The following is a 19,788-nucleotide window of genomic DNA, read 5'->3' on the forward strand; positions in this document are numbered from 1 at the left end:
TTTTTATCTAGTTTTTTTCATTGAAAAATGGCAGAATAAAAAGGTATTTCCCTAAAAACTTTAATTATTTTGGTGAAAAATGAAATCAAACAAACACATTGATAAAGTGGATAAAAAGATTCTGGCCATTTTGCAAAAAAATGGCCGTATTGCCATGACTGAGCTTGCTGAACAGGTTGGATTATCTGTCACCCCCGTGACCGAACGAGTGAGACGACTGGAGCGAGAAAACATCATCATGGGTTACTATACCCGCTTAAATCCCCATGCCTTAGGGCAAAATTTATTGGTGTTTGTTGAAATCAAGCTAATGCGTACATCTGGTGATATTTTTGAGCAATTTAAAAAAGCCACGCTTAAGATTCCAGAAATTTTAGAGTGCCATTTAGTTTCTGGCGAATATGATTATTTAATCAAAGTACGACTAAATGACATGTCTGCTTACCGTAAAGTATTGGGTAATATTTTATTGGCTTTACCAGAAGCTCAAGAAAGCAGAAGTTATATTGTGATGGAAGAAATCAAAGAAGATATTTTACTTAAAGTGGAATAATACTTACCTACTGCACTCTTAATACGAAATAATATTTTTTCAAACTTATTGGAATATAAATATTTACTCCAATAAAAAATAAGTTTCAATACAAAACATAAATCGCCATACATTTAAAACCAATATTTTTACATTTAAAATCAAATATTTATTATTATTTTAGAATAAGTAATATTATTTCTAAAATGAGTTTATCTATTAGATTGAAAGGAGGTATAACTAACGATGAAAATAGATACAAATGAAGAGCATATACAAAACAAATCAATTAAGCACTTTAGCATTAGGCATATTGTTTTTTAGTATATCCCATGCATCTAGTCCTTTTATACCAGTGCCACCCAATATCATCGCCAAACAAAAATTCAAAGCAGCCAAAGACAACCTTCTGATTATTCTAGATGACTCAAAAGGAATGAATAAAACTGTACGTCCAGCAAACATGACGAGATTTGAAACTGCACTCCTTGGGTTAAATAATACATTAAATGCCAATATAGACTATAGAGATCCTTACAAATATCTCGATATTTATTCTGACTTTAATGTTGGATTGTCTCCTTTTTCAAGAACAGCAGTTGGTAATAGATATACAACAGTACTCCCTATTATAGACTTAGAACAATTCCTCAAAACCATACCAAAAGATGCAAAGGAATATAAAGAGGCGATGGCAGCTCTTGGAAATGACCTTATCTATAAAGGGAACATAAAAATTCAAAATGGAATAATGCCTTTAACATTTTCCCCTGTGAGCAAGTGGACATTGGATACAAAAAGCAGCAAAGGTAATGTTTATGATAATTTAAACAGCTATTTTTACCCCACAGTGGTTGGTAACTCAATGAAATATCGTTGTGCGAATAACCATGTAATTATAATAACTAATGCCATTCCCGCCGATTACAAGAACACTATAAACAGTACTAGGTATATTACACCTAAATTAGCAGCAAGTATGGATAGATGGGCATCTGTCCATACAGGCAATTTTTGGGATGCTCTTTTAAATCCTGGTACCAATAAACTTGATCAAGATACCCCTCCTGGTACATTTAATGAAAACGGCTGGCCTAAACAAACCATACACACTCATTATGTACTGATGAATGATGGTGGTGATAAGGATCCAATACTTGAATGGGGGAAAATTTCTGCAAAAGAATCTCAAGGATATGTTCAGTATGTACCAGGAACGCGATGGGAAGATGTAGCCAATGCCATACAAAGTATTTTACGTGAAATAAAACGGGAGCCATTACCTTCATTAGCTGTTAACCCTGGTTTTTCACACGTGACAACTGGACAGCTAAATTCGCTTGGTTTCCAAGTTTATACCAATACTGATATTTGGGCATCCCAAGTTCGCGCAGTTGTTCTTAAACCTGATGGCACCGAAGATAAATATGGAGGAAGAACCAATTCACTTGTTCAAGCATATCCATGGTCTGAAACCCCAGAAAAAGGATACTCCATTGTAATTCAAACACCTCAACATGGTGTTCAGCCTTTGAATTCTGGCGATTTAGGTAAAAACCTTAGTAATGTATCATTTGACCTGTCTAACACAGACACTAATGAGTGGAAAGAAAAATTTATACCTTGGCTGGCTTTTTGGCAAAAGGAAGGAGATAAGGGTTCACCTTACCGTGTTCGTGGAGAAAAAGCCAATGATTATGACCGCTTTATTGGTGATATGTTAAGTGGCAACATATTGTTTTCTGGGCCAGTGCATGATTTCAAATATAAACTGCTGCTAGATAGCGAAAACGATGTCTCAACCAAATTAAACGAGTTCATGTTTTTAAGCAGTAATGATGGCATGACTAAAATTTATCAAAATCAAAATGCTACTGGGCAGAATCCTTATACTTTTATCTTTGGTTATATTTCAGGTGCAGCCAAAAGAGAAAATGGACGAAGCCTGATTCAAGATATAAAAGATCGTGCCAATCCTGACTACACAAAAGATGATATGTATCCTCATATTTATCTTTCAAATGGTGACACACGACAACTGACTTCCCCTAGAGGTCAGAATATCATTGTGACCACTTTAGGGCAAGCTGGACGAGGTGCCTTTGCACTTAATGTCGGCGGAAATACTGACTGGGATAGTACTAAAAAAGTTGGCATAAATGCAGCTCAAAATAGCATTCAACTAAAAGATACCGTCCCACTTTGGGATACGGCTGCCCCTATTAAAGGAGGTTCAGGTGTCGGCGTCATTGGTACCGAAAACATTGGTTATACAATTGGTGCTCCTGCCATAGATTTAATCGCTTTAACACGCACTGAAGAAAAACAAGCCATTACATCTGGTGAAAATAGTGACGTCAGAATGGCAGCTTTTATTTCTAATGGGCCTGAGAGCGCTGAACAAACACCAACTTTATATATTATAGATACTATTGGTGCAAAAATGCATAAAAAAGGCTCAATTGAAAATAACACTCAAGGCCAATTAATTGCTGCGTTAAATGTTCCCGCATTGAACTTAAGTAACAGTGCACTCTCTACACCTACCCCTGTTGATTTAGATGGAGATGATATTGCTGATCTGGTTTATGCAGGTGATAGAAATGGAAATATGTATCGCTTTGATTTACGTGGTCAATCACCGAAAGATTGGAAAGTTCAATTACTATTCAAGGGCGACACAAATCAACCTATTAGCACCGCACCTTCTATACACATAAAACAAAAGGGAAGTAAGTTATTTGTGGTATTTGGCACTGGTAGCGACATTTACAATAAAGATACCACAGATGTTAGTCAACAAGCTTTATATGGAGTAATTGATGATGTGACTAAAGATATTGCAATTCCGACCACTGTCTCTGATTTATTGGAACAAGAACTCAGTATATCAGGAGATTTAAAATATCGTACTGTTTCATCAAATCCGATAAACAGTGAGCATAAAGGTTGGTTCATTAAATTGAATCAAACAGGAGAAAAAATTGTAAGGGATATAGAAGTACGCAATGGTACCGTCTATGCCAATACAGCTATTTTTAAACCTGCCAAAAAAAACGAGACCGTTGCAGAAACTAAATGTGATGCTTCAACTGCTAACGCAAATAGCTGGCTGCTTATGGTTAAAGCCGAAAGCGGTGGGCTGGTAGACAAAAAGGCCTCTGGCATTAAAGATAAAAATGGGGAATATATAGCAGGCATCTCTTTTGAGAGTATTATGCTTGGTAGCCCTAATTTCTTGTCTCCTTCTTTAAATCTTATTACAGGTCAAGGGTTTGCTCACAATGAAAATGGCATCAGAACAAAAACGGGGCAGTCTCAATTTGGGCAAGATAAAGTTGAACAAGAAAAAGGATGTGTAAAAGGCAAAACGTATATTTACATCCCCGACCCTGATAATCCATCAAATAGAATCGCCAAAGAAATCATTTGTGCTGCAAACAAAGGGCTTACTCGCCGTATATCTTGGCGTATTTTATAGTTACACTTTAACACAAACGGCCCGTTCCCTTTTTACCCCCTCTTGAAACAAAGTGGGGAATTTTTTAAGAAAAAAATCATCATAATCCTGCTACAATTAATATTAATGGTGAAATTCATCCTATTTAAACGATCTAATATAAAAATTACGTCTTAATATTTAACCTATTGAGATAAATTTCATTTTTGCAATATTTTTTTAAAATTAACCATCAAATAATCATAACAAAACAACTATTAAATCTTACCGCTTCGTTTTATATATAAAAAACAAATTATTTTATTTCTAATGTTTAAGAAATTCTATTCAATTTATAATATTTATTTTTTATAATACTTACTTTTTATAATCTTTAACAATTAATTTAAATATTGTTTAGTTATGAAAAAAATGTATTCTCCCCACAAACTAAGCACAATTACACTTAGTTTCTTAATCGGTTTTACCCATGCATCTGACCCACCTGTATCCTCAGATACTTTTACCCCTGTGCCCTCAGATATTATTGCTAGGCAAAATATAGTAAAAGCTAAGGATAACGTTTTAATCGTCATGGACGATACCCGAAAGATGAACAAAACACGTTTCACGGCAATGGTAGGAGGGGTCCGGATCGCACTCTATAATCAGTGGTTTTACCCAACTTTATACTCTGACTTCAATGTCGGTTGGTCTACTTATACACGGGACAGAATAAACACTGTAATAAGAGAGCGCCCAATCTATGACATAGATAATTCTTTGAAACAGAAACCTAATACTATTGAAGAATATAATACCCAAATGCGAACCTTAGGGAGGAGGTATATAGATGGCTTCAACCCCATTACTAACCCTGGCATGTCGATGATGCTACCTACTAAATGGAGCGATCTTGCGGTAAAAGAAGATGCAAGCGGCCATGATTTCTATACGAATTTGACCAACCATTATTATCCAATGCTCGCTAAAAACATGAAATACCGCTGTGCACAAAATCATCTGATTATTGTCTCAGCCACTGCGCCCGATGCTAAGCCAACCTCTGGACAGTTAGGACCAGAACAAGCTGCGAAAAAATCGACATGGACATCTGTTTTTGAAAATGGAGGAAACAAATATGATCAGGATAAGCCTCCAGGCAAATTTAATGAAGATGGTTGGCCTAAACAAATTATCCATACTCATATTTTAATGATTGGGCACGATGGTACAAGCTGGGGGTTTAAAACAGCATCAGAAGGTAAAGGCAGATTCGTGGTGGAAAACGGTTCAAGCAGGGAAGAGATAGCAAAAGCCGTTACGAAATTACTGACATCATTAGCACGAGAGTCTTTACCTACATTGGCTGTTAACCCTGGCTTTTCTCACGCGACAACAAGTGACTCAAGTACACTTAGTTTTCAAGTGTATAGAAATCATGACATTTGGGCTTCTCAAGTTAAAGCTGTAGAACTCAAAAATAGCGGGTCAGACATAAAGGAAGATACAGTTAATGGTACCCCCAATACTTATCATCAGGCATATTCTTGGGAGAAAAATCCTAAAACATCTTACTCAATTGTGACCAATACTCCTAAAGATGGCATCCAATCTTTAAATTATGGGGATTTAGGTAAGCAATTGGATAATAATTCATTTGATCTAAAAGAAACAAACAAAGATCAGTGGAAAAATAACTTTGTTCCTTGGTTGGCTTTTTGGCAAGCAGAGCAATACATTGATGGAAAAGATGATGATAGCATAGGAAAACCTGGTACAGGTTATCGTGTTCGGGACACTTTAGGTAAAGGTTATGGTCAATCTGATTCATATGACCGCTTTATCGGTGATATGTTAACAGGAAATATCCTTTTTTCTGGACCAGCCAACGAGTTTAAATATCGATCATTAAGCAGTACTACAGCAAAAACCACTCAATTAAATGAGTTTATGTTCTTAAGCAGTAACGATGGCATGACCAAAATCTACCAAAACCAAAGTAGTTCTGGCGATAACCCTTATGCTTTTGTCTTTGGTTATATCCCCGGTGCAGCCAAAAGAGAGAACGGACAAAGCCTTATTCAGGATATAAAAGACCGCGCCAATCCTGACTATACAAAAGACAGTATGCATCCGCATATTTATCTTTCCAATGGTGACACACGACAAATGACTTCCCCTCGCGGTCATAATGTCATTGTCACAACCATTGGTCAAGGAGGGAAAGGGGCTTTTGCTTTAAATGTTGGCGGCAATACTGATTGGAATAAAACGGAAAAAGTGGGTGTTAATGCAGCACAAGACAATACTCAGCTAAAAGATACTGTACCTCTTTGGGATACTGCTGCAAAAATTGAAGGAGGCGTTGGTGTTGGGGTATCAGATACAGAAAACATCGGTTACACCGTTGGCGCACCTGCCGTTGATATTGTGGCTTTAAATCGTACTGAAAATAAAAAACCCGTTATTTTAGGTGATGATGCCGACGTTAGGATGGCAGCCTTTATTGCAAACGGAGCAGAAAGTTCAGAAGCAACACCTACGCTCTATATTATTGATACCATCGGTGCAAAAATGCATAAAAAAGGTTCAGTTAATAATAATAGCAAAGGTAAACTCATTGCTAAATTAAGTGCTAATCCTGTTCTTGGTAACAAAAATAGTGCCTTATCCACACCTATTCCTGTTGATTTAGATGGTGATGATATTGCTGATTTGGTTTATGCGGGCGACAGAAATGGTGACCTTTACCGTTTTGATTTAAGAGGCACCTCCCCCGAAAAATGGACAGCACAATTGCTCTTTAAAGGTAGTTTAGAACAGCCCATTTCCAGTGCTCCTTCTGTCCATGTTTTAGATAAAGGTAAAAAATTAATGGTTGTGTTTGGTACAGGTAGTGACCTATATACAAAAGACAGTCAAGATACCAATGAACAAGCTTTATATGGCATTATTGATGATGTATCAGCAGATATTACAATACCTGTTACTCAAGACAATCTACAAAAGCAAACATTGAGTATAACGGATATAAAATATCGAACTGTTTCACCAAAAAAACTCTCTGAAGAGGAGCTCAAAAATAAACAAAAAGGATGGTTTATCCCGTTGAATAAAACGGGAGAAAAAATCATTAACGATGTAGATGTTCGTAATGGGACTGTGTATGCAAACACTGTTATTTTTAGACCTAAAAAACAAAGTGATGACCCTCTACCAGAAACAAGATGCTCTACTTCGACTGCTAATGCAGACAGTTGGTTGCTTATGGTGAAAGCTGAGAATGGTGGTTTAGCGGATAAGCAGGTATCTGGAATGAAGAACAAGGATGGGGAGTATATCGCAGGTCTGTATTTTGAAGGCAGTATGCTTAATAGCCCTAACTTCTTATCCCCTTCTTTAAATCTTGTTACAGGTCAAGGGTTTGCTCATAATGAAAATGGTATCAGGACAAAAACGGGGCAATCTCAATTTGGGCAAGATAAAGTTGAACAGGAAAAAGGCTGTGTAAAAGGCAAAACCTATATTTACATCCCTGACCCTGATAACCCATCAAACAGAATTGCCAAACAAATCATTTGTGCCGCAAGTAAAGGACTTACTCGCCGTATATCTTGGCGTATTATATAGCCGCACTTTTGCACAAACGGATAATATCCCTTTTTATCCCCTCTTGAAACAAAGAGGGGAATTTTTTTAGAAAAAAAACCATCATAATCATGCCAAAAATCGTGAATACCCTTAATTTTTTAACTTATTTTGCGCCACAATCTCGTTACTGCCTTCAAATCACAGAATAAGCCAATAAATTTGACTATTATGAATAATCTTTGAGCAAATAAGTATTCATAAGAAACAGTGTCTATTTGATCAGATTCTCTTTTTTGCTTATTCAATTATTCTTAATCCAGATACATGTGATCTGTTAAAACGGTTTATACTATTGTCAAATATTTTATTTCATCTTATTGGGTTAATAATATGTATCATGGGGAACGTTTTAATACCATTAGCCATTTAATTGGTACGGTATTAAGTATTATTGGGTTAATCGCACTGGTGATTTTTGCTTGTTTATCTGCTGATCCGTGGAAAATTGTCAGCTTCAGTATTTATGGTACAACGTTGGTGATTTTATACGTTGCTTCTACCTGCTATCACTGGATAAAAAGTGAACAAGTCAAAACTGTTTTACAAAAAGTAGACCATATTTCTATTTATTTATTGATTGCTGGTTCTTATACCCCGTTTACATTGGTCACACTACGTGGCGCATGGGGATGGTCTTTATTTGGTGTCAATTGGGGATTGGCCATATTCGGCATCATTCAAGAACTCACTTTAGGTAAGCGGACTCGTATTTTATCGATGATTATCTATGTGGTGATGGGCTGGTTAATTGTTATTGGGATTGTGCCACTGCTTAGAAACTTATCAAGTGGCGGCCTATTTTGGTTAACGTTGGGTGGCATTATTTATAGTGTAGGTATTTATTTTTTCATCAATGATGAAAAAATAAAACACGGGCACGGCATTTGGCACTTATTTGTATTAGCGGGCAGTCTATGCCAATTTTTCAGCATCATTTTATATGTGCGATAAACCATAAAAAAGACAGGTTTAAAACCTGTCTTTATCCTCTATGATTTTAGAATTATTTTCACTTAGTTACATTACATGAGCCAAGATAACGAATACTGCTTTGCATGCTCATTTTGCCTAACACGGGATGATCCGACTCAATTTTACCCACATAATAATGTTGGTTATGTTCACTGTTCACTACTGCTGTTGCAATATAAGGTTTATTGGTGCCTTCTATTTTACAGGTTATAGTGCGCTTAAGCTGAGTATCAGTATCATTTGATTCTGTGTTACATTGTTCTTTTACATTGGCAATTTGCGTTTCATTAAAGCTATCGAATAGTCCATATAAATCTGAAAAAAAGCCTTTGGCTTCTTTTTTCGTCACACAATTGACTTGATAATCTTCTACTTTTTCACTCATTTTACCAGTTGAATCAGACGTCTGCACAACGGTCTGAGCCTGCCATTGTCCAGGCATTAATTCAAAAGGTGCGGCAAATAAGGATGAACTGGCAAACAATGCAGCAAAAACCATTCTTTTTTTATTCATTATTGTTCCTTTTAATAAAGGCGATTTATATTTGATTGTATATTATAACCTAACTTCAATACCTGCCGCTTGCATTGCTTTTTTCGCATCGACAATGGATACTTCCCCAAAATGAAAAATGCTGGCAGCCAAAACCGCATCGGCCTGTCCCTCTAAGACACCTTCAATCAGGTGTTGAATATTCCCTACCCCACCAGAAGCAATCACGGGAATATCCACAGCCTGAGCAATTGCGCGTGTTAAAGGCAAATTAAATCCGATTTTTGTGCCGTCTCTATCCATACTGGTTAACAAAATTTCACCTGCGCCACGTATTTGCATATTTTTAGCCCATTGCACGGCATCTAAACCTGTTTGTGTACGCCCACCATGGGTAAACACCTGCCATTGTGTATTGTCAACATTCACAGCTTTAGCATCGATTGCCACCACAATCGCTTGAGAACCAAAAAAACCACTGGCTTCATTGATTAAGTCTGGATTGGTCACCGCACTGGTGTTGATGCTCACTTTATCGGCACCAGCATTCAGTAATCGACGGATATCTGCTACCGAACGAACGCCGCCGCCAACAGTTAATGGAATAAAAACTTGGGAGGCAACCTCTTCAATAACATGCAAAATAGTATCACGGTTATCACTACTGGCCGTAATATCCAAAAAGGTCAATTCATCTGCACCTTCGTCATTATAACGTTTAGCTACTTCCACAGGGTTACCTGCATCACGTAAGGAAACAAAATTAACGCCTTTCACCACACGGCCATTATCAACATCTAAACATGGAATAATTCGTTTTGCTAACCCCATTTTTTCTTTAGTCCTGTCGTCTTTATTTCATGAAATTAATTCATTGTTTGTATATATAAAATCAGAAAGTACAACACAATTGTGGCAAGAGTCGTAATGCTGGCCAGTAGCCTGAATATTTTTTTTCGGATTTTCTCGGGGCCCTGGTAGCCCTTACAGAATTTTCGATTCCATGTGATACATGCAACAAAAAATAAGGCGCACAATAACGCAGGCACATATTCAGAAGGTATATTCATATTTTCTCAGCTATTATTAAAAAATAAACGATGTTATTTTTTTAGTTCATCTGCTAATTGTTGTGCCTGTGCAAAATCAATACTGCCTTCATAAATAGCACGCCCTGTTATCGCACCTGTTACCCCTTGATCCTCAACGACAACCAACGCACGAATATCGTCCAGATTGGTTAACCCGCCAGAAGCAATGATTGGCAACCCTGTACCTTGAGCCAATTTAACTGTTGCATCAATATTTATACCACTCATCATGCCATCGCGCCCGATATCGGTATAAATAATGCTGTTAATGCCATCGTCAGCAAAACGTTTACCCAAGTCAATCACATTATGTTCAGTCACTTTTGCCCAACCATCAATAGCAACCATACCTTCTTTAGCGTCAAGCCCAACAATAATGTGTTTAGGAAACGCTTTACAGGCTTCTCGCACAAAAAGAGGGTCTTTTACTGCTGCCGTACCGATAATGACATCCGTTAAACCTATTTCTAAATAAGCTTCTATGATGTCTAAATCACGGATACCGCCACCTAATTGAACAGGAATGCTGCTGCCAACGGTATTCAAAATCTCTTTGATGATTTCATAGTTTTTGGGTTTACCCGCAAAAGCACCATCTAAATCAACCAAATGTAATCTTCTTGCTCCTTGTTTGACCCAATGTTCTGCCATTTGAGCAGGTGAATCAGAAAAAACCGTTGCTTCTTCCATTAAACCTTGTTTTAAACGAACGCATTTACCTTCTTTTAAATCAATTGCAGGGATCAGTAACATAATAAAATTTCTTTTCTTCGTTAAATTTAAATGGCGATAAAAGTCATTTCACCACACTTAATAAACTAAACTTCAAATAAGGCTTAACTTTGCCCATCCCAATCTAAAAAATTAGCCATTAATTGCAAACCAGCTTGATGGCTTTTTTCTGGATGAAACTGCGTGGCAAAGACATTGTCTCGTCCAATCACACAGGCAAACTCATGTGGATATTCGCTTGTGGCCAAAACGATGCTTTGATCTTCTGGCGCAAAATAATAGCTATGAACAAAATAAAAACGGCTGTCCTGAGCAATATTTTTAAACAATGGGTGTGCTTTTGTCTGATGTACATTATTCCAGCCCATATGGGGCACTTTAAGCTTTTGCCCACTTTCATCTAAAAGCGGCTGCTCAAATCGTTTAACAACGCCCTCACACCAACCTAAACTTTTGGTCTGTCCTTCTTCGCTCATGGCAAAAAGTAACTGTGCGCCCACACAAATACCAAAAAAAGGCTTTATTTGTAAGCTACTTAAAATAGCCTCACCCAACCCATATTCGTGTAAAGATTTCATGCAATCAGGCATTGCCCCTTGTCCAGGAAAAATCACTTTATCCGCAGCCAAGATTTCTTGAGGATCACTTGTAATAAAAATCTGTGCTTGCTGGGTTTGGTTGGCATATTGGGCAGATTTTAAAACCGAATGTAAATTGCCCATGCCATAATCAACAATCGCTACTTTCATGCTGTTAAGGTTCCTTTGGTTGACGGCATCATGCCGGCCATACGATCATCAAACTCAATGGCCATACGTAATGCCCGACCAAAGGCTTTAAATACTGTTTCAGCTTGGTGGTGGGCATTTTCCCCACGTAGATTATCAATATGTAAAGTCAACATACCATGATTGACCAACCCATGAAAAAACTCACTGAATAAATCCACATCAAACTGACCAATCATGGCTCGAGTAAAAGGTATGTTATAAATCAACCCAGGACGACCAGACAAATCCAACACAACCCTACTTAATGCTTCATCCAAAGGGACATAAGAGTGACCATAGCGACGAATGCCTTGCTTGTTGCCTAAGGCTTTATTGAGTGCTTGCCCAAGGGTAATGCCAATATCTTCAACAGTATGATGCGCATCAATGTGTAAATCGCCCACAGCTTTAATGGACAAATCAATTAAACCATGTCGGCAAATCTGATCAAGCATATGTTCTAAAAAAGGCACACCTGTATCAAACTGTCCAATACCTGTGCCATCTAAATTAAGAGTCACACTGATTTTTGTTTCGCTCGTGTCGCGAGTTACACTGACTTGACGCATAATTAACTTTCAAAAAATTGGCTAATCACATCTAACACAGCCTGATTTTCTTCAGGCTTCCCTACGGTAAAACGAAGACAATGATCTAATAATGGATGTACCCCATGCAACAATTTGACCAAAATCATATTGTTTTTTAAGGCTTCAAATAAAGCAGGCGCATTCGGTACTCTAACCGTTAAAAAGTTTGCTTCTGAGGCAAACAAAGTAATTTGATCATATGCTTTTAACGCTGTACGCATACGCTCACGCTCATCCATGATTTTTTTTGCCTGCTCTTCAAAGGACTGCTTATAGTGCAAAGCAAATTTTGCAACTGTGATGCTCAACTGATTCATATTATAGGGCGGGCGCACTTTGTCAAGTTCACTGATGATTTCAGGGCAACCTGCACCATATCCAACCCGAATACCAGCAAAACCGACTTTTGATAATGTGCGCAACACCACTAAATTGGGTAAACTTCCTGCCAAATCCATAAAGCTGTCAGAAGCAAAAGCCTGATAAGCTTCATCAACCACCACCAACCCTGGTGCTGCCTCAATTATTTTTAAAACGTCTTCTCGTTCGAATCTAGGCCCTGTTGGGTTATTTGGATACGCGATAAACACAACAGATGGCTGCTCTTTTTTAATAGCAGCCAATGTATTTTCTAAATTCAAACTAAAATCTTCATTTAACGGCACGCCAACATAACGTACCTTACTGAATAACGCATTTATTTTATACATCACAAATGAAGGCTCTACACTTAAAACCACTGCATCAGGTTTGGCGATTGCCTGCATAATAATGGTGATTAATTCATCTGAGCCATTGCCTAAAATAATATGCGCATTTTGGGGAATATCAAAGGCTTCGCGTAAATCATCTTTTAAACCATGACCATTTGGATCTGGATAACGGTTCAAAGGCGCTTGCGCCAAGGCTTTGCTTAGTTCAGCAATCAACTCGTCTGAATAAGTATACGGGTTTTCCATTGCATCAAGTTTAATGTACCCTTCCGATGACGGAACTGGATATGCTTTCATCGCCTTAATTTCAGGTCGAATAATATTGGTAATGTCCATAACTTTCCTCTTTTCTTTGTGTCACGTTTTTAATAGTCATCTTGAGTATACAAGATGTGAATTTAGGTCACATTGAGTCAGTCAAGCATTAAGAGTCACAACACTTTTGATCGTGTTATCTATTCAGGCAGCTCACACTGCCTGAATGAAAGATGAGCTTTTAATAGCGGTAGTGATTTGGCTTATATGGGCCTTCTTTTGGCACACCAATATATTTAGCCTGAGTATCACTGAGTGTGGTTAATTTAGCACCAATTCTACCTAAATGTAAACGGGCAACCATCTCATCTAGATGTTTGGGTAAAATATATACTTTATTTTCATATTTTTGCCCATCAACATAAAGCTCCATTTGCCCTAATACTTGATTGGTAAAGCTGTTACTCATCACAAAGCTAGGATGCCCAGTTGCGCAACCTAAGTTAACCAAACGACCTTCTGCTAATAGGATAATGCGTTTGCCATCAGGGAAAATAATATGGTCAACCTGAGGTTTGATGTTTTCCCATGTATATTGACGTAAAGAAGCCACCTCAATTTCACTGTCAAAGTGACCAATATTACAAACAATAGCCTGATCTTTCATGGCCTTCATATGGTCGTGATGAATCACATTAACGTTTCCAGTACAGGTCACAAAAATATCACCTTGGCTGGCTACTTCATCCATTAACACAACACGGTAACCTTCCATTGCTGCTTGTAATGCACAAATAGGGTCAATTTCAGTCACCCAAACAGTGGCACCTAAACCACGTAAACTTTGTGCACATCCTTTACCTACATCACCATAGCCGATCACAATGGCAATTTTTCCAGCGATCATTACGTCAGTTGCACGTTTAATCCCATCAACCAAACTTTCACGACAACCATATAAGTTATCGAATTTAGATTTTGTCACTGAATCATTGACATTAATAGCAGGGAAAGGCAATGAATTGGTTTGCTCCATATGGTATAAACGATGAACCCCCGTAGTGGTTTCCTCTGTCACCCCTTTAATATGTTGCAAACGTTTTGAATACCATTGATTGTCTTGTGCTAAATAGCGTTTAATCGCAGCAAAAAAAGCCACTTCTTCTTCATTAGACGGATGATCCAATACTGAAATATCTTTTTCGGCTTTAGATCCTAGAGTCAATAAGGCAGTAGCATCCCCACCATCATCTAAAATCATATTGGCAAACTTGCCTTCTGGCCAATTGAAAATTTGATGTGCGTATTCCCAATAGTCTTCTAAGCTTTCACCTTTATAAGCAAAAGTAGGAATACCTGCCTCTACCATTGCTGCTGCTGCATGGTCTTGTGTCGAAAAAATATTACATGATGCCCAACGAAGCTCAGCCCCTAAAGCAACCAGTGTTTCCATCAACACGGCTGTTTGAATGGTCATGTGTAAAGAACCGGCAATGCGCGCACCGCTTAAAGGTTTACTTGTACCATATTGTTGACGTAATGCCATAAGCCCAGGCATTTCTGTTTCAGCAATATTCAGCTCTTTACGACCCCATGATGCCAAAGATAAATCGGCTATTTTATAATCAATCACTATTCACTACTCCAAAGAAAATAAGCTTATTTTATATGCTTATTATATAGATGAGTGCCGTTTTAAAGCGAGCCTCAGAGGAAAAAGTCCCTTGCAGCACCCCTCGCGCAGAATTTAGGCAAAATTATAACTTAACCCCTGTTCATGAAACAGTATTTATTTTCAAAAACCAGACATAAAGCAAAATTTTAAACAAAATAAAGCCCTATTACCCAAAACGATTTGCTTATTTGATATACCGTTGTCAAAATAAACAAACGAATATATTACATGGATGCTTATTTATGAAAACATTGAAAAAATACTTACTTTATTTTTGCGTAACTTTATTACTTGTATCTTGTGGGCAATCACCTGATGGTAGCAGCTACTCAAAAGCAACCTATACAGAGGCAGCAGTAGAAGCATCTGCACCTCCTGCTGACATCGTTGAATATGAAGAAGCTGCTGCATCTGAAGAACCCCAAACGAATGACGCCAATCAAAATACACCAGACACAAAAACCCAGCTGACTTCAGGCATATTGGCGCAACAGCTTATGCGCCCTTTTATCTTAACCGCCAATATGCATTTTCAAACAAAAGATGTGTACCAAACAGCCATTGCCATTGAAAATTTGGCCTATGGCTTGGGTGGTTTTGTGCTGAAAAATGAAATCAACAACACAAAAACAGGCATAAACAGAATCCCTCAAGATGATCAAACCATTATTCAAACCACCCGCTACATCACCAAAGGACAATTGATTATTAGGGTACCCACTGCCAAAACACAAGAGTTTTTACGTAAGTTAGAACCTTATATTGATTATTTAGAAGAACGAAATTTTTCAGCACAAGATGCAACTTTTGATTTTTTACGGGCAAAACTTGCCTATCAACGTGCACAAGAAACCCAACAAGACTTGGGTAGTGCAATCAAACAAACCAAAAACATTGATAAAGTTGAGGCCATTAGCAACCAACATCAGGCAAAACAACTACGTGACGAAGCGGTGATTCAACAATCGACTTTTAAAGACCAAACCGAATTCAGTACCATTCATTTATCAATAGAGCAAGCAGAAAAAGTGCACAAAAGTACACTAGAAAATACCGATAAATTGCTGAAACAACATCAACCTAAATTTTCATTCGAAGTAAAAGAGGCTTTATACACTGGCTGGATGATTGTCATTGCAGTTGTGCTGTTTTTCATCACGATCTGGCCAATCACAATCGGTGCACTTGTCATTGGTTTTATCTTTTTAAAACGCTATAAAAAAAGCCAGAAGAAAGTAAAAACTGAAACAACTGCTAAGCTCAACAAAGAATCAGACATTGAACCAGAAAAAAATGATTAATGGTTTAATCGTCATCCCAAACTTAAGTTTATAAAGCTGCTTTCATCAAGCAGCTTTATATTTCAATAAAGGTCACTTCAACTTGAACGTTACTAGGCATAATAAAAAATTAAGATAAATTAACGTGAATAAGTTTGAGCATCATATAGATTTAAAGAATATGGCATCTGCCCTGTATTAATACGCCTTGTTTCACCATCCTTATCGGTTGTGCCTCGATAAATCACACCATCTTCCCGCTCAATGACATACTCAAAATCAACAGTAGGCTTATCGAAAGCAGACAAAACAAACATTTCATCTAAATATGGCAATTCATTTTTTTGTTTCATTTCTTGAACCAATCGTTTTCGATTTTTATGTTGACTGACTTCTGGTAAAGACGAAACAAATTTAGACCATTTCATATTTGTTTTATTTGCAGACCAATGGGGACTAACTTGTACTTGTTGTTTTTCACTAACCAACCATAAAACCACTTGCCCTTTTGGTTTAATGGTGACAAGAAAACTGGAATAATGGGGCATTTTTCTCAGTCTGAAATTTTGATCTTCAGGTTCTTTTGGATTAATAAGATTAGAAATTTTTTCTTTTGGCAAAGTAAAATCCCCTTCCCAAAATTGATTCTTCTCAACAGAAAACCACCGTATTTTTAAAGCATCTGGTATCATATTTATGTTTGAAATCGGTATTGTTTTTATATTTTCCGTACTGTCTATATTCCCTGTTCCATCCCAACCACCAAAATATAATAGTGGTTTGCCCTGTTTATCCATAAAATACGATTGGGTACGCTCTATAATTAAACCAGCCGTTCCTGGCGGTTCAATAATGACAGAAAAATAAACAGGGTCTTTCTTGTCTTTTTCTTGAATCATGTCTGCCGAACAAATTAATGGGACCACTAACAAATGAACAGCCAGCACAATCAATTGAATCTTCTTCATTTAGTTTATTTAACACCACAAAAAATATATTTTATAAAATGAGCATACATCACGGATACTACTATGTTTAAGCATGATGTCAAGCTAAGGGGTATGATCAAAAAATAACCAATCTCAAAAAATAACCAATCTAAAAATTCTCATATTAGCATTTTGATACAATTAAAATATTTACAAAATTAATAGCATAAAACATGCTTTCATTAATGATGATAACAAAGTGACAGTATGATTAATATTTAACCCTTCCTAGTTGTATATACTTCCTATAAAATTTATGTCTCACTCTCTAAAAACAAACGATACTATGAACACCCAAACTGACCATCAAGCCAATAAAAAGACCAAAGAAGGGCTTGTTTTTGCGCTATTAGCTTATTGTATCTGGGGAATTTCCCCAATATTTTTTAAATTGCTTGAAGCCATTAACACCTATGAAATTATTGCACAAAGAGCAATTTGGTCTTTAATGTTTTTGGTCCTCTTAATTACCTTTACACATAGCTGGGGCAACATTAAAACAATTTGTACCCGCCCCAAAACATTGGCTGTATTATTTTTAACCTCCATTTTAATTGGCTGTAACTGGACAATTTATATATGGGCCATTAACCATGGACATATGCTTGATGCCAGCTTGGGCTATTTCATCTCCCCTTTAAGCAGCATTTTATTGGCATTTATTTTTTTAAAAGAGCGGTTTCGATTAAGGCAATGGTGTGCCATTTTATTGGTTATTTTAGGCATCACTATTCAACTTTGGCGTTTTGGTACCATTCCTCTGGTTGGTTTGGGTGTTGCTTTTAGTTTCAGCTTTTATGGTTTAGCACGCAAAAAAATTGGGGTAGATGCGCAATCAGGATTATTTTTTGAAACTTTACTGCTTATGCCAGTTGCTATTATCTATTTGCTCTTTTTCACTCACACCCCTCATAACGCTATTATTGGTTATCCATTAAACACGCAACTACTTTTAATTACAGCAGGTGCTGTAACCACGATTCCCTTGCTGTTTTTTAATGCAGCAGCCATTCGGATGAAATTATCTACGTTGGGATTGATACAATATGTCAGCCCCACATTGGTTTTTTCTTTAGCCATATTTATGTATCATGAACCCATCAATATGGATATATTGATCACATTTTGCTTTATCTGGGTTGCTTTACTGATTTTTATTGTCGATTCATTTATACATGAACGAAGGGGTTAATCTGATTTTTCTATAGGAATCATTATATGAAGAAACAAATTTATTTATTGACTTGTTTGCTGACGCTATTTAGCCAAGTTTCTTATGCGCGAAGTTGGGCACAAATTCAAGAAACAGGCCTCATTAAAATAGGGGTTCCTGCTGACTATGCGCCCCTGGCTTTTTATAGTCCAGAAGGACAATTGGTCGGTTATGATATAGATATGGCCAATCAATTAGGCCATGCATTAAACTTGAAAGTTGAATTTATCCAAACCAGCTGGCCAACTTTATCTGAAGACCTGCTAGCAGATAAATTTGATGTTGCCATGGGGGGTGTGACTGCAACAGAAAAAAGGGCACAACAATTTGCTTTATCTAACCCTGTTGTCAAAAATGGGAAAGTAGCTTTAGCCAATTGTAATCAAGCTAAAAAATATCCTACCTTAAAAACAATAGATCAATCTAATGTCCGTGTGATTGTGAATCCTGGTGGCACCAATCAAAGCTATGTAGATCAGCACATTAAACAGGCACATGTTATCCGTACTCAAGACAATTTTGCTAACTTACAAGGGCTACGGGATCAAACAGCCGATATTATGTTTACTGATTTAATTGAGGCAGATTACTATCAAGTTAAAGAGCCGGGTATTTTATGTTTGGCAACCCCTGAAGTTTTAGACGGTACAGCCAGCCATAAAGTGTATATGTTGTCTAAGGATAATACTGATCTTTTAAGGCAAATCAACCAATGGCTAAGAGGCCCAACCAAGTCTAATTTGGCCAAGAAATGGCAATTATCTGAGTAATTAAATATTAATAAGGGGGAGTAATACCCCCTCAATATCGCACTGAACCATCATTGTACAATCACAAACTCTCCTTTTTTTCCCCACTTTTTGGCCTGTTCATCAAGACGAACACAAGCAAGCTTGCCACATAAAGCAAAATCTACAGCACTCACCGCATCCAGTACTTCTTTACGGTAAGTTATTCGTTCAACCTCCTGTTGCGCATTCCATATCATCCATGTTGCGAAACCTATAGCAGCAGAACAACCAATGACCGTGATCATTGTCATCAGGCCTAAAATAAGCTTTTGACGATTGTTTTTTTGGTACGCTCCTTCAATATGCTTTAATGTGCCTGACAAGCGTTCTGTCATTATCGATAGATTTTTCACAACATCTACAACACCTTCGTTTAATCCTTCTTTTACAGCTACTTTAGTTGCTTGCCTTATCTGCCCATTAGATTGTTCAACAAGCATTTTTGTTTGTGACTCCGTATGTTTTACGGTTAAAGCCAATTGTTCTGTATTGTCAATGGTGACTTGATTAATATTTCTGGCTGCTGTTTCAAACTGCTCTAAAATAATCGCCACTTTCTTGGCTAAATCACCTAACTCTTCCGATTTCATTGCTTACAT

At 37.2% G+C, this 19,788-nt stretch carries 16 protein-coding genes; 7 read left to right on the forward strand and 9 right to left on the reverse strand.

Going from position 1 to position 19,788, the window contains the following annotated elements:
* The first annotated feature begins 79 nt into the window (after positions 1–79).
* The 4 genes from AADH04_RS04975 to trhA all read left to right on the forward strand — a co-directional run bounded on the left by AADH04_RS04975 (position 80) and on the right by trhA (position 8,576).
* Positions 80–553 (forward strand): Lrp/AsnC ligand binding domain-containing protein, encoded by a 474-nt coding sequence (locus tag AADH04_RS04975; protein WP_434779147.1) that lies wholly within the window; start codon positions 80–82, stop codon positions 551–553.
* 241 nt (positions 554–794) lie between these two features.
* On the forward strand, positions 795–4,013 hold the full coding sequence (locus tag AADH04_RS04980) for a pilus assembly protein (protein WP_434779148.1): 3,219 nt from the start codon (positions 795–797) through the stop codon (positions 4,011–4,013).
* Between the two features lie 381 nt (positions 4,014–4,394).
* Positions 4,395–7,604, forward strand: a complete 3,210-nt coding sequence (locus tag AADH04_RS04985; protein WP_434779149.1) for a pilus assembly protein — start codon at positions 4,395–4,397, stop codon at positions 7,602–7,604.
* A gap of 351 nt (positions 7,605–7,955) precedes the next feature.
* On the forward strand, positions 7,956–8,576 hold the full coding sequence (trhA, locus tag AADH04_RS04990; protein WP_434779150.1) for a PAQR family membrane homeostasis protein TrhA: 621 nt from the start codon (positions 7,956–7,958) through the stop codon (positions 8,574–8,576).
* 58 nt (positions 8,577–8,634) lie between these two features.
* Here trhA and AADH04_RS04995 read toward each other — a convergent pair whose 3' ends face one another.
* The 7 genes from AADH04_RS04995 to ahcY all read right to left on the reverse strand — a co-directional run bounded on the left by AADH04_RS04995 (position 8,635) and on the right by ahcY (position 14,874).
* Positions 8,635–9,111, reverse strand: a complete 477-nt coding sequence (locus tag AADH04_RS04995) for a DUF3617 domain-containing protein (protein ID WP_434779151.1) — start codon at positions 9,109–9,111, stop codon at positions 8,635–8,637.
* A 42-nt stretch (positions 9,112–9,153) separates the two neighbouring features.
* Positions 9,154–9,921 (reverse strand): imidazole glycerol phosphate synthase subunit HisF, encoded by a 768-nt coding sequence (gene hisF / locus AADH04_RS05000; protein ID WP_434779152.1) that lies wholly within the window; start codon positions 9,919–9,921, stop codon positions 9,154–9,156.
* A 272-nt stretch (positions 9,922–10,193) separates the two neighbouring features.
* Positions 10,194–10,934: a 1-(5-phosphoribosyl)-5-[(5-phosphoribosylamino)methylideneamino]imidazole-4-carboxamide isomerase gene (gene hisA, locus AADH04_RS05005; protein WP_434779153.1), complete on the reverse strand. Its 741-nt coding sequence runs from the start codon at positions 10,932–10,934 to the stop codon at positions 10,194–10,196.
* 83 nt (positions 10,935–11,017) lie between these two features.
* Positions 11,018–11,662, reverse strand: a complete 645-nt coding sequence (hisH, locus tag AADH04_RS05010) for an imidazole glycerol phosphate synthase subunit HisH (protein ID WP_434779154.1) — start codon at positions 11,660–11,662, stop codon at positions 11,018–11,020.
* Entirely contained in the window at positions 11,659–12,252 is a 594-nt protein-coding gene (gene hisB / locus AADH04_RS05015) for an imidazoleglycerol-phosphate dehydratase HisB (RefSeq protein WP_434779155.1), read from the reverse strand. The genes hisH and hisB overlap by 4 nt, the downstream gene beginning before the upstream one ends.
* A 2-nt stretch (positions 12,253–12,254) precedes the next feature.
* Positions 12,255–13,322, reverse strand: a complete 1,068-nt coding sequence (gene hisC, locus AADH04_RS05020; protein ID WP_434779156.1) for a histidinol-phosphate transaminase — start codon at positions 13,320–13,322, stop codon at positions 12,255–12,257.
* 160 nt (positions 13,323–13,482) lie between these two features.
* The gene (gene ahcY, locus AADH04_RS05025; protein ID WP_434779157.1) at positions 13,483–14,874 is read right to left on the reverse strand and encodes an adenosylhomocysteinase; all 1,392 of its coding nucleotides are present in this window, start codon (positions 14,872–14,874) and stop codon (positions 13,483–13,485) included.
* A 284-nt stretch (positions 14,875–15,158) separates the two neighbouring features.
* On the opposite strand from ahcY, the gene AADH04_RS05030 reads away from it, so the two are divergent.
* Positions 15,159–16,217 carry a DUF4349 domain-containing protein gene (locus AADH04_RS05030; RefSeq protein WP_434779158.1) on the forward strand — a complete coding sequence of 353 codons (1,059 nt, stop codon included), beginning with the start codon at positions 15,159–15,161 and terminating at the stop codon, positions 16,215–16,217.
* Positions 16,218–16,336: 119 nt separating this feature from the next.
* Here the strand turns inward: AADH04_RS05030 and AADH04_RS05035 are convergent, their stop codons facing one another.
* Positions 16,337–17,164, reverse strand: a complete 828-nt coding sequence (locus AADH04_RS05035) for a DUF2931 family protein (protein WP_434779159.1) — start codon at positions 17,162–17,164, stop codon at positions 16,337–16,339.
* Positions 17,165–17,471: 307 nt separating this feature from the next.
* Between AADH04_RS05035 and rarD the strand changes: the two genes are divergently transcribed.
* Entirely contained in the window at positions 17,472–18,377 is a 906-nt protein-coding gene (gene rarD, locus AADH04_RS05040; protein WP_434779160.1) for an EamA family transporter RarD, read from the forward strand.
* 26 nt (positions 18,378–18,403) lie between these two features.
* The gene (locus tag AADH04_RS05045) at positions 18,404–19,168 is read left to right on the forward strand and encodes a transporter substrate-binding domain-containing protein (protein ID WP_434779161.1); all 765 of its coding nucleotides are present in this window, start codon (positions 18,404–18,406) and stop codon (positions 19,166–19,168) included.
* 50 nt (positions 19,169–19,218) lie between these two features.
* Here the strand turns inward: AADH04_RS05045 and AADH04_RS05050 are convergent, their stop codons facing one another.
* Positions 19,219–19,779 carry a hypothetical protein gene (locus AADH04_RS05050; RefSeq protein WP_434779162.1) on the reverse strand — a complete coding sequence of 187 codons (561 nt, stop codon included), beginning with the start codon at positions 19,777–19,779 and terminating at the stop codon, positions 19,219–19,221.
* Between the last annotated feature and the right edge of the window lie 9 nt (positions 19,780–19,788).

This window comes from Neisseria sp. Ec49-e6-T10 (genome assembly GCF_051132615.1).
Taxonomy (GTDB): Bacteria; Pseudomonadota; Gammaproteobacteria; order Burkholderiales; family Neisseriaceae.

Bases quoted from the DNA above. Each gene is read 5' to 3' on its own strand.
- AADH04_RS04975 (WP_434779147.1), top strand. From the start codon at position 80: ATGAAATCAAACAAACACATTGATAAAGTGGATAAAAAGATTCTGGCC.
- AADH04_RS04980 (WP_434779148.1), top strand. From the start codon at position 795: ATGAAGAGCATATACAAAACAAATCAATTAAGCACTTTAGCATTAGGC.
- AADH04_RS04985 (WP_434779149.1), top strand. From the start codon at position 4,395: ATGAAAAAAATGTATTCTCCCCACAAACTAAGCACAATTACACTTAGT.
- trhA (WP_434779150.1), top strand. From the start codon at position 7,956: ATGTATCATGGGGAACGTTTTAATACCATTAGCCATTTAATTGGTACG.
- AADH04_RS04995 (WP_434779151.1), bottom strand. From the start codon at position 9,111: ATGAATAAAAAAAGAATGGTTTTTGCTGCATTGTTTGCCAGTTCATCC.
- hisF (WP_434779152.1), bottom strand. From the start codon at position 9,921: ATGGGGTTAGCAAAACGAATTATTCCATGTTTAGATGTTGATAATGGC.
- hisA (WP_434779153.1), bottom strand. From the start codon at position 10,934: ATGTTACTGATCCCTGCAATTGATTTAAAAGAAGGTAAATGCGTTCGT.
- hisH (WP_434779154.1), bottom strand. From the start codon at position 11,662: ATGAAAGTAGCGATTGTTGATTATGGCATGGGCAATTTACATTCGGTT.
- hisB (WP_434779155.1), bottom strand. From the start codon at position 12,252: ATGCGTCAAGTCAGTGTAACTCGCGACACGAGCGAAACAAAAATCAGT.
- hisC (WP_434779156.1), bottom strand. From the start codon at position 13,322: ATGGACATTACCAATATTATTCGACCTGAAATTAAGGCGATGAAAGCA.
- AADH04_RS05030 (WP_434779158.1), top strand. From the start codon at position 15,159: ATGAAAACATTGAAAAAATACTTACTTTATTTTTGCGTAACTTTATTA.
- AADH04_RS05035 (WP_434779159.1), bottom strand. From the start codon at position 17,164: ATGAAGAAGATTCAATTGATTGTGCTGGCTGTTCATTTGTTAGTGGTC.
- rarD (WP_434779160.1), top strand. From the start codon at position 17,472: ATGAACACCCAAACTGACCATCAAGCCAATAAAAAGACCAAAGAAGGG.
- AADH04_RS05045 (WP_434779161.1), top strand. From the start codon at position 18,404: ATGAAGAAACAAATTTATTTATTGACTTGTTTGCTGACGCTATTTAGC.
- AADH04_RS05050 (WP_434779162.1), bottom strand. From the start codon at position 19,779: ATGAAATCGGAAGAGTTAGGTGATTTAGCCAAGAAAGTGGCGATTATT.